This window comes from Bradyrhizobium diversitatis (assembly GCF_016031635.1).
Taxonomy (GTDB): Bacteria; Pseudomonadota; Alphaproteobacteria; order Rhizobiales; family Xanthobacteraceae; genus Bradyrhizobium; species Bradyrhizobium diversitatis.
Genome location: NZ_JACEGD010000006.1, coordinates 14,420 through 26,643, shown reverse-complemented (window position 1 = coordinate 26,643; position 12,224 = coordinate 14,420). Strand labels below are relative to the sequence as shown.

Sequence of the window (12,224 nt, the reverse complement as noted above, 5' to 3'; positions counted from 1 at the left end):
GCCTTATGCCGCGACAGCTTGCGGCAGGATCGGCGCAACCGCGTCGAAGCGCGTGCCGGCACGCAGGCAGAACGCCGGCTGCAGCAGGCGCTCGGCGATCACCTCGTTCTTCTCGTTGTCCGTGAGGACGAAGCGGCCGTTCTGCTCCGAGAGCACGGAGACATCGGCATCCATGCCGACCTTGAGCGCACCGATCTCCCCGCTGCGGCCGAGCATCCTGGCGGGATTGGAGGTGACCATCGGCACCACCTGTTCCAGCGACAGGCCGAGCGCCATCATCGAGCTCATCGCCTGGACCAGGCTGAACTTGGCCTGTCCGGCGAAGGGATGATTCTCCTCGTCCTCATGCTGGTCCGGCGTTCCGGCCGGCGCGGGCACATGGGTGTTGTAGCCGTGAATGTCGGCGCCGAGCGTGGTCGGAACGATGCCGGCGGCGATTGCCTTCTTTGCCAGCCGGTAGGAGAAATGGCTGCCGTGACCGACGTCGACCTTCAGGCCGCGGTCGAGCGCGGCCCTAATCACCGGGTGCACCTCGCCCTCGCGATTGACGAAGCCGCCGGGATGGCGCGTGAAGGGATGGGCGAGAATGTCGCCCTCGCGCAGGAGCGGAATCACGCGCGTCAGGATCGTGTCGGCATCCTCGCCATTGGCGCCGCTCTCGGGCAGGCCCCAGAGCTGGCCGAAATGCACATAGACCGGCAGATCGGCGCGCTTGCCGATCTCCGCCGCCATCTCGATGACGCGAATGCCCCAGCGCGCGAAGCCGCCGATCTCGGCATGCGCCTTGATGCCGCGCACGATGTCGAGATTGGCCGTCGCCGCCTTCACGGTCGCGTCGACGTCGACGCCATCGGGGCTGTAGAGCTGCGGATAGAAGTGTCCCTCAAGGCCGCCGACGAGATAGGCGGAGATAAATGCATAGACGCGCGAGGCCGAGGCTTCCGCGATGAAATGGCGAAAGCCCGGCAGCGTCATGCAGGACGGACCGCCCTGATCGACCAGCGTCGTCACACCCGATTGCACGCCGACCATGTCGGGGTTCATGCCGAAGCGGCCGGAGACATATTGATAGACATGGGCGTGCGTGTCGATCAGCCCAGGCAGCACCAGCTTGCCGCCGACGTCGACGACCTCCCTGGCGCTGGTCGGCAGAATGTCGGACGCGACCGCAGCAATCTTGCCGTTGCGGATCGCGACATCCTTGATGCCATCGACGCCGGAGGCCGGACAAATCACGCGACCGCCTCGCAGCAGAAGGTCGAAGCTGGCAGTGACGGACATGGTGCTCTCCTCTTCTCGCGCGGGCGACGGCTTCGCCCGAATTACGAAGCATGCTTCGTATTTTGACATTACGAAGCATGCTTCGCATTTTGACAAAAGCAAGCATCGTGCCATGATCCTGATGTGGCAGGCGCACTCGAATCGAGCTAAGCGCGGCAGGGTTTCGGCTTGGGAGAGTGTGCATTGCGGCAGGCGAAGACACGTCGCGGCGGGACGAGGCACCGCCCCTGGCCCTTGTCGGAACGGCCCGGCTATCTGATCCGCCGGCTGCACCAGATCCACGTCGCGCTGTTTCAGGAGGCCTGCGGCGAATTCGAGGTCACGCCGCTGCAATACAGTCTGCTTTCGGCGCTGGCGGTGCGTGAAACCGCCGATCAGACCACTTTAGCGGCCGATATCGCCCTCGATCGCACCACGACGACCGGCGCCTTGAAGCGGCTCGCCGCCCGCAACCTGGTCGAGCGCGCAGTGAACAAGGACGATCGCCGGGCCCGGCTGTGCCGACTGACACCGGCCGGAGCCGCGCTGCTGGTCAAGATCGAGGGCGCGGCGCGGCGGGCGCATCGTGCGACGCTCGGCGATTTGATCCCGCGGGAGCAGGCGCTTTTCATCGACATGATGCAGCGCATCGTGGCCGGCCATCCCAGTCGCGACAGCGCTGCTGCCGTATTCGATTAGGAGCCAGTGCTGCGCTTTTGAGTTGGGCTGCTCAATTTATCATCGTACCGCTGCCCGGCCGAGCAACATCGCCCGCCTCTCGCCGGCGCGGCAGACATGCCGAAGCGTACGCTCGCGCAAGATCGGCCAACGCTTGAAAACGCAATCGCATCCGGCGCGATGCGCATGACCCCCGGCATCGACGCCCGCCCGCTCGGCCGCCCCGCAATTCCATGGCACGATTTATGCTGCGGTGATGCGAAGCGTGCTTCGTATTGGGGGATGTCATGACGGATTCCGAACTTCGCGCTGATATTCACAGCATCGAGCCAATTCCCGACGCGGACCGGGACTCCAGCGGGCCGCAGCAGATGTGGATCTGGGCCGGCGCCAACATCGCGCCGGTGAACTGGGCGCTCGGCGCGCTCGGCATCATCCTCAAGCTCGGCCTGATGGAGACGATCGCGGTCATCGTGCTCGGCAACATCGTCGGCTGCGCGATCTTCGCGACTTTCACCGTGATGGGACACAAGACCGGCGTCAACCAGATGGTGCTGAGCCGGTCCGCCTTCGGCGTCCGCGGCGCCTACCTGCCGAGCATCCTGATGTTCCTGATGACGCTGGGCTGGATCGGCGTGAACACCTATTTCCCGGTCAAGGTCTCGATGGGCATCCTCGGCCAGTTCGGTATTCCCGACACCTGGCTGATCGAGCTCGTCGTCATCACGCTGGTGATGGCGGTGCAGGTGATGATCGGCGTCTACGGCTTCTACGCGATCCGCACCTTCGAGAAGTACACGGTGCCGCCGACCATCGCCATCATGGTGCTGATGAGCGTGCTGGCCTGGACGCGGCCCGGCGTCGTCAACTGGAGCCTGACCACCTCGCTGCCAGCAGGTGCGCATCTTGCGACGCTGACGATGCTCATGACCGCGATCGGTGTCGGCTGGGGCATCTCCTGGGTCACCTGGGCCTCCGACTATTCGCGCTTCGTGCCGCGCTCCACGCCATCGAAGGCCGTGTTCTGGTACAGCTATGTCGGCATGTTCGTGCCGACGGTCTGGCTCGGCATTCTCGGCGCGACCATTGCCTCGACGACGCTGGACACCGACCCTGCCAAGATGGTCAGCGCGGTGTTCGGCGGTCCCGTCAGCATCCTGGTCCTGTTGATGGTGCTGCACGGCCCGATCGCCACCAACATTCTCAACGTCTATTCGGCGGCGCTGGCGGCCCTGAGCGCGGGGCTGAAACTCTCGCGCTTTTGGCTCACCGTCATCGTCGGCGTCGCCGGCTATCTGGTTACCCTCTACTTCATCTTCGCGCCGTCGTTCGCGAAGGCGTTCGACCATTGGATGATCAGCCTGCTGTTGTGGATGAGCCCGTGGGCCGGCGTGGTGCTCGCCGACTTCTTCATCAAGCGCAAGGGCAAGATCGAGGTGGCCGAGCTCTACCGGTCGCCGGAGAGCAGCGCCTATGGCGACATCAACTGGGCCGGCATGATCGCGTTCTTCGCCGGCCTCGTTTCCGGATGGCTGGTGCAGGACGGCCTCGTCAGCGCGCTGCAGGGGCCGATCTCGATCAATCTTCTCGGCGGCGCCGATCTGAGCTGGCTGTTCGGGATCGGTGTGGCGGGCCTGGTCTATCTCGGGCTCGGCAAGTTCGCGACCTCGCCCACACCGGCGGTCGCGAGCCGTGCCGGCAGCTAGCCGCAGAGCGCTGACCTCGTCTCTTCGTCAGCGCTTGCGGCCAAGCCGCACGATCATGTCGCCGGGCCCAAGTCCTCCGGCGACATGAGCGCGCAATCGCCACAGGCTTTCGCCCTCGACCAGCGGCGGCATCGGCAGTTCGTGGTCGGCGAAATTGGCGACGATCTGCAGGACGTCGCCCTGCTCCGTCTGCCAGCGCACATCCACGCCGCCCATGCGGGGATCCGTGCCGAGCAATTGTCGCTGCGCCGAAACGAACCCACGTTTGATCAGCGGCACGATCTTCTCGCGCCGGATCGTCAGTAACTGCGCCGTCAGCGCTCGAAACCTCGCGCCAGCGGCTGATTGGTCGATGCTTGTCCAGTCCAGCTTTGAAGCCAGGAAGGTTCCTTCGTCGCACGGGTCCGGGATTCTGGCGCGCGTTTCGGGAGTTGCGAAAGCCTTGAAATGCGAAAACTCCCTGCGGCGGCCGTCCCGTGTCAGCTCGGCCGCTTCGCCCGTCCAGTCTGCAAAGAACAGGAAGGGCGTGTCGGCTGCCGCTTCCTCACCCATGAACAGCATCGGAATATGCGGGCTCAGCAGGACCAGCGCCAGGGCGAGCTCCAGCTTGTCCGGGCCGACCAATCGGGACAGCCGCTCCCCAAAGGCGCGGTTGCCGACCTGGTCGTGGTTCTGGGCGAAGAAGATGGTCGCTTCGGGCGGCAGATGCGCGCTCGGCTCGCCGCGCGGCGCCTCGTGCAGGGGAAAAACCTCGCCCTGATAGGCAAAGCCCTCGGTCAGGGATCGCGCGAGATGTTCGAGCGGCTTGTCGGCGAAGGCCCGGTAATAGCCTTCGTCCTCGCCCGCGAGCAGGACGTGGAGCGCGTTGTGAAAATCGTCACCCCACTGCGCGTCGTAATACCTCGCCCGTCCCTGCGAACGCGCGAGCAGGTGCGCCTGATTGGCCTCGTTCTCCAGCATCAGATGGACGTGCCGGCCCCCGAGCTGACTGCGCACGGTCTCGGCCAGCTCGATCAGGAAATGCCGCTCGGAATCGTCCTTCAGCGCGTGGACCGCATCGAACCGCAGCCCGTCGAAGCCATAATCGCGCAGCCACATCAGCGCATTCTCGATCAGAAACCCGCGCACGAAAGCGCCGTCGGGTCCTTCGAGATTGACGGCAGGCCCCCAGCCCGTGGTGTGGCGCGCCGTGAAGAAGTTCTCCGCATAAAGATGCAGATAGTTCAGCTGCGGCCCGAAATGGTTATAGACGACATCGAGATAAACCATGATGTCGAGGGCATGCGCGGCCCGCAGCAGCCGCTTGAGATCCTCCGGCCGGCCATAGCGGGCATTCGGCGCGTTCAGGAGCACGCCGTCATAGCCCCAATTGTGCCGGCCGGGGACGTCGTTGAGCGGCATCAGCTCGATGGCGGTGATGCCGAGATCGCGCAGATAAGACAGCCTCTTCTCGACGCCGGCATAGGTGCCCTCCTCGCTGAAGGTGCCGACATGCAGCTCGTAGATCACGGCCTCCGCCCAGGGACGGCCCGGGTAGAGAACCGGGTCCCTCAGCGCAGCCGTATCGATCACCTCGCTGGGCGCACCGACGTCGTCCGGCTGGAAGAACGAGGCGGGATCGGGAACGACGAGACCTTCGTTGATCCTGAACTGATAGCGCGTGCCGGCACGCGCGGTCGGGCTCAGCAGTTGATACCAGCCGTCGTCGTCGCGCGGCATCCCGCGGGGCGACTGGCCGACTTCGAGCAGTTCGACCGATCGGGCCGTAGGCGCCCACAGGTTGAACGAGACCCCATGATCGAGGACCTGTGGGCCGTGGCGCCGGCTCTGCTCGGCCGTTCCCAGTGTTTGCCTCAAGCCCGTTCCCTTTCGCCTGCATGCCCTGCGCCTCGGCATGCTTCAAGATCGCTTGCAAGCGTCGGGGCGACAAAGCGGAGCCATGAGCGTTCGTTCCTCGGTGGCGGCGACGCCGGACATTTGCAGCACGCAGGGAACGGAATCACTGGCGCAACGGTTAGCGTTCCAGACAGGAGCCGCCGCCATGCGCCGCCCGAGACCGCAGACCATCCGTAACAAGCTCGACGTGACCGACCGCGCCCAGGTGCGCCTGCTCAAGAAGCGCCTTGGACTATCGGACGCAGAGCTCACCGCGATCGTCGGGCGGATCGGCAATTCGATCCCGGCCATCAGCAAGGAGGCAGCTCTGCAAAGGGCCAAGGTGCTGACCAAGCCGGTCGCTGTGCCTGCCGCCGCGTTGATCACTTCGGCCAGCGCCGGCGAGCCGGTCACGACCGAGGTCGCGGCAACCGTGACGACGTCCTGACGGGCTATTCGGGGGGAAGGATGGATCAAACAGTACAGTCGGACGATGCCCTAACGCGGGCGGCCTCGAGCCTGCGTCGCACCCGGATCACCGAGGGCAGACCATTCCCGCTGGGCGCCACCTGGGATGGGCTCGGCGTCAATTTCGCGCTGTTTTCGGCTCACGCCGCCAAGGTCGAGCTCTGCCTGTTCGACGACACCGGTGAAACCGAGCTCGAGCGTATCGAGCTTCCCGAATATACCGACGAAGTCTGGCACGGCTATCTGCCTTCCGCCCGCCCCGGGACCGTCTACGGCTACCGAGTCCATGGCCCTTACGAGCCCGACGCCGGCCACCGCTTCAATCCCAACAAGCTCGTGCTCGATCCCTACGCCAGGCAGCTGGTCGGCCAGCTCCGCTGGGGACCGGAGCTGTTCGGCTACCGGCTCGACCATGCCGACAAGGATCTCTCCTACGACGAACGCGACAGCGCGCCGTTGATGCAGAAGTGCCGCGTGATCGATCCCGCCTTCACCTGGGGCGCATCGCGCAAGCCGGAAGTGCCTTGGGAGCGGACGATCGTCTACGAGATGCACGTCAAGGGGTTTACCCAGCTGCATCCGCTGGTGCCGGAAGGTGACCGCGGCACGTTCTCGGGCCTGGCACATTCGGAAGTCCCGGCTTACTTGCGCTCGCTGGGCATCACCAGCGCCGAGTTGCTGCCGATCCACGCCTTCGTCGACGACAGCTATCTCGTCGAGAAAGGCCTGCGCAACTACTGGGGCTACAATTCCATCGCCTTCTTCGCGCCTGATCCGCGTTACCTCAAGACGCCGGCCGCGAACGAGTTCAAGGCCATGGTCAACCAGTTTCACGCCCATGGCATCGAGATCATTCTCGACGTCGTCTACAATCACACCGCGGAAGGCAACGAGCTCGGCCCGACCCTGTCGTTCAAGGGCATCGACAATGCCAGCTACTACCGCCTGCTGCCGGACCAGAAGCGCTACTACATCAACGACACCGGCACGGGGAACACCGTCAATCTTTCGCATCAGCGCGTGCTTCAGCTCGTCGCCGATTCCCTCCGCTACTGGGCGACCGAGATGCGGGTCGACGGCTTCCGTTTCGATCTCGCCACCATCCTTGCGCGCGAACCCTATGGCTTCGATGAAGGCGGCGGCTTCCTCGATGCCTGCCGCCAGGATCCCGTGCTCTCCAGCGTCAAGCTGATCGCGGAGCCCTGGGACATCGGTCCCGGAGGCTACCAGGTCGGCCAGTTTCCGCCCGGCTGGGCCGAGTGGAACGACAAGTTCAGGGACACGGTGCGCGCCTTCTGGAAGGGCGACCCGGGCACGCTGGCCGACTTTGCCAAGCGCGTATCGGGATCCGGCGACCTCTTCAACAAGCGCGGGCGGCGGCCCTGGGCCAGTGTCAACTTCGTCACGGCCCATGACGGTTTCAACCTGAACGATCTCGTCTCCTACAACGACAAGCACAACGAGGCGAATGGCGAGGACAATCGCGATGGTCACAGCAACAACCATTCCTGGAACTGCGGCGCCGAGGGGCCGACCGACGATCCGGAGATCACCGGCTTGCGCGAGCGCCAGAAGCGGAATCTGCTGGCGACGATGCTGCTGTCGCACGGCACGCCCATGCTGCTCGCCGGCGACGAGTTCGGGCACACCCAGAACGGCAACAACAATGCTTACGCCCAGGACAACGAGACCACCTGGCTCAGCTGGATGGGCATCACCGCGAACGGCCGCAGCCTGCGCGAGTTCGTGCGCAAGCTGATTGCCACCCGCAAGGCCTTTCCCATCCTCTACCGCAGCCGCTTCCTGGTCGGCTCGCACAACGAGGAACTCGACGTCAAGGACGTCACCTGGCTCTCGCCCTCCGGCGAGGAGATGACGACGGAGCAGTGGCAGGACGGCAATGCCAAATGCTTCGGGATGCTGCTCGACGGCCGCGCGCAGGAGACCGGGATCAAGCGCCGGGGCTCGGATGCGACCATGCTGCTGGTCTACAACGCGCACCACGACGTCGTGAACTTCACCCTGCCGGAGGTCACCGACGGCCGCAGCTGGCTGGGCCTGATCGACACCAATCGGCCTGACGCGCCCATGGCCGAATTCGAGTTCGGGCACGCCTACGCGGTGACCGGGCGATCCCTGCTGACGTTGGGCCTTGCCAACGATAACATCGCGACGCGCCGCCTGCGGCAGGGTCTCGGCGCCCTGCTGGACATCGCCGACACACCTCTTCCGGGCTGAAGCGCGATGCGATGAGGATGAATCGTCATCACGCTCCAGGTTGTTGTTCAAGCACGATCTTTTCGGAAAACCTCTGCGCACTTTTCCCGATTATGCTTTAGACTGTCGTCCGCAGCACGCCATGGACTGCGGGGTGCTGGGACCAGGCATGGTGAAGCCTCCGAGGCGGAGGACTGATCAGCTTGGAACACCCGGTCACGGGCCGCGTTCATTGTCGAAATTGGAGGTTTCGATGAGACCTTTGTTGATAGCTGCCGCCGCGCTGTCGATCCTGACGAGCTTCGGCTTTTCGACAGCCGCGGTGGCGCAAGACCGCTACTGCCTCCAGGGCCGGATCTGGGGCTATCCGGGTAACTGCCAGTTCGCCAGTTACGCGCAGTGCATGGCAACCGCATCGGGAACGAACGCCTATTGCGGCATCAATCCCCGCTACGCCTATGCGCGCCACTACAGAGGATACCGGTGATCAGCCTGACGTCCAGGCTGGCAAGCGGAGGCGGTTTTGCCTGATCGTGGCGCCGAGCCGGGCGGCGCAATGGCAGCCGAGCTTCCGCTCACCGCTGTCGCCTTCTCCGGTGGTCTCGGCCTCGGTGCGTATCATGCCGGCGTGTTTGAAGCGCTCAGCTCTCTTCGATCGCCGATCGACTGGGTGACCGGTTCATCGGCAGGTGCCATCACGGCGGCACTGATCGCGGGAAGCCCGAGCGGCGATCGGCTGCGTAACCTGCGGAGCTACTGGCACGGGACGGATCGCGCGCCTGCGATACCGAACGCCGGCCGCCATCTCTTCGCCTGGTTCAGCTCGATCAACACTCGCCTCCTCGGTCATGCCGGTTTCTTCCATCCCCGCCTCCCGATCCCGGCATCTCACTTCGGCGGCCTCTACGATCTCGGCCCGACCCGCGAACGCCTCCACCAGCTGATCGATTTCGGACGCCTGAACGGCGGCGATCCGCGCATCACGATCTGCGCCACGGACCTCGAAAGCGGCGATGCCGTGCTGTTCGACTCGTCGTCGCAGCGGATCGAAATGGACCATATCCTGGCCAGCTGCGGATTCCTCCCTGAATTCGCTCCGGTGCAGATCGCCGGCCGGTGGCTCGGCGATGGCGGGTTCGCGCTGAACGCGCCTTTCGACCCGATCCTGGAAACTGCGGGCCCGCTCCGCCTGTATGTCATCGATCTCTTTCCGCGCGACGGCAAGGTCCCGGACGGGCTCGAGGCTGCGGCCGAACGCAAGAGCGACCTGACCTTCGGCAACCAGACCTTCCAGCGCCTTGGCTACGCCCTGGAAGCCCGTCAGCTCCGCGCCGAGCTTCAGGACCTTGATTACGACGACGAGGTCTATCTCCTGAGCTATCGCCCGGGCCGCGAGGAAGCTGGTCCCGAAAAGTCGTTCGATCTGTCGGAGGCAGCCATGGCGCAGCGCTGGCGGGCCGGCTTCCTGGACATGCAATATGCCGCAAGCCTCGCCCCGATCCCGAACGGAATCTGCAGCGTACGGCGGCCATAGCGATGTCTCTCAACGGGCAGGGAGCGAGCTGCTCTTAGAACGTCCCCGCCACAGTGACCCTGAACGTCAGCGGCTCCACCGGGTGCAGCACGTAATCCATCACGCCGTTCTGACAGACTGCCGTCGGCGCTGTGCCAGATGTGCAGAGATTGTAGAGCGAGTCGGTCTTGAGCAGCGACCCATAGGCATAGGTGATCTGGTTCGCCTTCGTGTTGAAGAGGTTGAGCACGTCGAGCTGGATGCGCCAGCCATTGTCGATGCGATAGCCGAGGCGGCCATTGAAGAGGCTGGTCGCAGAGGAGCGGAACGCATTGTCTTCGGTCAGCGGGCTCGAGGCCAGGTAGCGCCAACGCACGGTTCCGAACCAGCCGGTCTTCTCGCCCAGCGTGACGCCGGCTGACGCCACCATCGCCGGTGCGTTCGGGATGTAGTTGCCTGGGGCATTGCCGATCTGCGCCTCGGGATAGCCGGCAAGCGAGGCATAGACCTCCGCCTGCTCGCTGTCATAGCCGCGAAACCGCGCATGCGTCATTGCAAGATCGGCGTCGATGTCGATCCAGGACCTTGGCCGGTAATGGTTGGTCCACTCGAAGCCGTAGCGGCGGCTGGCGCGGGTTGCCGAAGTATCGCCGGCATCGCCGGAGAACAGGATCTCCGAATCCTGATCCAGGATGAAGAGGCTGAGCGAAGTGTCGAGGCCCGCAACGATCCTGCTGCGGACGCCCACCTCCGCGCCTCTGGTGCGCACCAGCAGCGGCGACGGCGTGAGCCTTGTCGCGGGATCGGTCGGATCTTCCGTCGTGGTCGCGCCGCGGGCGTCGTTCGAATGCATGCCGTAGCCGGCACCGAGGAAGAATTCGGTCTGGTTGAACGGACCAAGCACCATCCTGAATTTCGGGCTGCCGAGCGCGGCGTCGGCGCGGCCGGAATTGGCGGTGTTGAACAGCGAGGTGACATCAGCGGCATAATAGTCGCCGCGCCAGCCCAGCGTCGTCCTGAGCCAATCGGTCCAGCGCACCGTGTTTTCGGCATAGACCCCGACGCTGCCCTCGCCGACCTTGTCGCTGCGGACATTGGAGAGAAAGCCGCGCTGGAAAGTGTCGGTCAGCGCGAGGTCGATCGCATCATAACGCGATTGCAGGCCGACCGTGGTCTGCGTCGGCAGGCCCGCGAATGAACCGTTCAGCGTACGCGAGACGTTGGCGCCGGCCATCAGGCGGTCGTCGTGCTGGTGAAACTGGTCGCCGAGCACGGGATCGTCGAGGAAGTAAGTGAAGTTGTTGAAGAGGTCGAGCTGGCTCTTCACCACATAGGCATTGGCCTTCCACGACCCGAGATCGTCGCTCTGCGCGATGCGGCCCGACAGTGCAAAACGGTTGGTGTTGCCGCCGTCGGTCGGATCCTCCGAGCCGAAGCGGTCGAACAAGCCACCCGTAATCGCGCGCTGCGGCACCTGGTCGGTCGAATTCCATCTGTTGACGTAGGCCATGCCGGTGACGGACAGGCCGTCGGTCGCGGTGCCCTGGCTGTAGCGCACGAGGCCGTTGAGCTTTCGCACATTGTCCGGATTGTCCCACGGGCCGTTGTAGGTCCCAACTTCGCCAGCCACCAGCAGCGAACCGTCACCGACTTTTGCGGAGTCCATGCCGAGCAGGCGGCGATAGCCGAAACTGCCGACCGTCACCTGGGCGAGTCTCCTGGTGCGGTCGATCAGGCCGATATGAACGCTTCCGACCGAGGCGAAGTCGCCTTCGTCCGCGAAGTAAGGCCCCTTGCGCACGTCCATGGCGGCGATGGTTTCCGGGATCAGCCAGTTGAGATCGGCATAACCCTGGCCGTGCGCGTGGGTGCGCATGTTGACGGGGACGCCGTCGACCGTAATCGCAAGATCCGTGCCGTGGTCGAGATTATAGCCGCGTAGGAAATACTGGTTGGCTTTGCCTTCGCCGGAATGCTGCGTCACGATCAGACCCGGGACGGCTTCGAGCACCTCACCCGGCCGCGAGACCGGGCGCGCGTTGATCTCATCGCCGGAGACGGTGATCTCGCTGGCCATGCCGGGCTCGTCCTTTGCACCCGAGCCGGCACTGCGCGCATCCGACGCCTGCGTCGGTGCAGGATACAGGATGATGCGGTGACTGGCCGCAGCCGGTCTGCCGGTGCGGCGCGATGCGGCCGGCCTCTTGCGCCCCGGCGTCTCGCTGCCACTGACCTGGACCGGCGGCAGCTCGCGTGCGGCGCTATTGCTCTGCGCAAGGGCGCGGCCGTCATCCGCGAGCAGCGCCAGGGCCGAGAGTGCCGTCAGCGCGCCGCCACGACGGCCGGACTTAGGCCGTCTCAATCGCATCGGCGCATTCCAAAACCTTCGTCCCGGCAGTCCCAGGTTCGACCGCCCGCAAATTCCGCCTCGCCACTCGCTCCATCAGCCCCGCCTTCACAGTATGACGTTTATCAAACTTTCTCATACTGACAAGAGCAAGAGCCGG

At 64.7% G+C, this 12,224-nt stretch carries 9 protein-coding genes; 6 read left to right on the top strand and 3 right to left on the bottom strand.

All coding sequences use genetic code 11. The features are described from left to right. Nucleotides 1–3 precede the first annotated feature (3 nt). Complete coding sequence (locus H1B27_RS06870) at nucleotides 4–1,281, bottom strand: amidohydrolase/deacetylase family metallohydrolase (protein WP_197965460.1); 1,278 nt, start codon at nucleotides 1,279–1,281, stop codon at nucleotides 4–6. A gap of 183 nt (nucleotides 1,282–1,464) precedes the next feature. On the opposite strand from H1B27_RS06870, the gene H1B27_RS06865 reads away from it, so the two are divergent. Both H1B27_RS06865 and H1B27_RS06860 read left to right on the top strand, forming a co-directional pair. Continuing rightward, a complete protein-coding gene (locus tag H1B27_RS06865; RefSeq protein ID WP_246515231.1) occupies nucleotides 1,465–1,959 on the top strand; it encodes a MarR family winged helix-turn-helix transcriptional regulator in 495 nt (164 codons plus the stop codon). Between the two features lie 266 nt (nucleotides 1,960–2,225). Then, a complete protein-coding gene (locus H1B27_RS06860; protein ID WP_197965459.1) occupies nucleotides 2,226–3,644 on the top strand; it encodes a cytosine permease in 1,419 nt (472 codons plus the stop codon). A gap of 27 nt (nucleotides 3,645–3,671) precedes the next feature. On the opposite strand, the gene treZ is transcribed toward H1B27_RS06860, so the two are convergent. Further along, nucleotides 3,672–5,501 (bottom strand): malto-oligosyltrehalose trehalohydrolase, encoded by a 1,830-nt coding sequence (gene treZ / locus H1B27_RS06855; protein WP_246515229.1) that lies wholly within the window; start codon nucleotides 5,499–5,501, stop codon nucleotides 3,672–3,674. 184 nt (nucleotides 5,502–5,685) lie between these two features. On the opposite strand from treZ, the gene H1B27_RS06850 reads away from it, so the two are divergent. The 4 genes from H1B27_RS06850 to H1B27_RS06835 all read left to right on the top strand — a co-directional run bounded on the left by H1B27_RS06850 (nucleotide 5,686) and on the right by H1B27_RS06835 (nucleotide 9,738). Beyond that, nucleotides 5,686–5,967 (top strand): DUF3606 domain-containing protein, encoded by a 282-nt coding sequence (locus H1B27_RS06850; protein WP_061882051.1) that lies wholly within the window; start codon nucleotides 5,686–5,688, stop codon nucleotides 5,965–5,967. Between the two features lie 20 nt (nucleotides 5,968–5,987). Beyond that, nucleotides 5,988–8,225 carry a glycogen debranching protein GlgX gene (gene glgX, locus H1B27_RS06845; protein ID WP_197965457.1) on the top strand — a complete coding sequence of 746 codons (2,238 nt, stop codon included), beginning with the start codon at nucleotides 5,988–5,990 and terminating at the stop codon, nucleotides 8,223–8,225. Nucleotides 8,226–8,457: 232 nt separating this feature from the next. Continuing rightward, nucleotides 8,458–8,691, top strand: a complete 234-nt coding sequence (locus H1B27_RS06840; protein ID WP_061882049.1) for a DUF3551 domain-containing protein — start codon at nucleotides 8,458–8,460, stop codon at nucleotides 8,689–8,691. A gap of 36 nt (nucleotides 8,692–8,727) precedes the next feature. Beyond that, nucleotides 8,728–9,738, top strand: a complete 1,011-nt coding sequence (locus tag H1B27_RS06835; protein ID WP_245312162.1) for a patatin-like phospholipase family protein — start codon at nucleotides 8,728–8,730, stop codon at nucleotides 9,736–9,738. Between the two features lie 34 nt (nucleotides 9,739–9,772). Here H1B27_RS06835 and H1B27_RS06830 read toward each other — a convergent pair whose 3' ends face one another. Continuing rightward, nucleotides 9,773–12,085 carry a TonB-dependent receptor gene (locus H1B27_RS06830; protein ID WP_197965456.1) on the bottom strand — a complete coding sequence of 771 codons (2,313 nt, stop codon included), beginning with the start codon at nucleotides 12,083–12,085 and terminating at the stop codon, nucleotides 9,773–9,775. Between the last annotated feature and the right edge of the window lie 139 nt (nucleotides 12,086–12,224).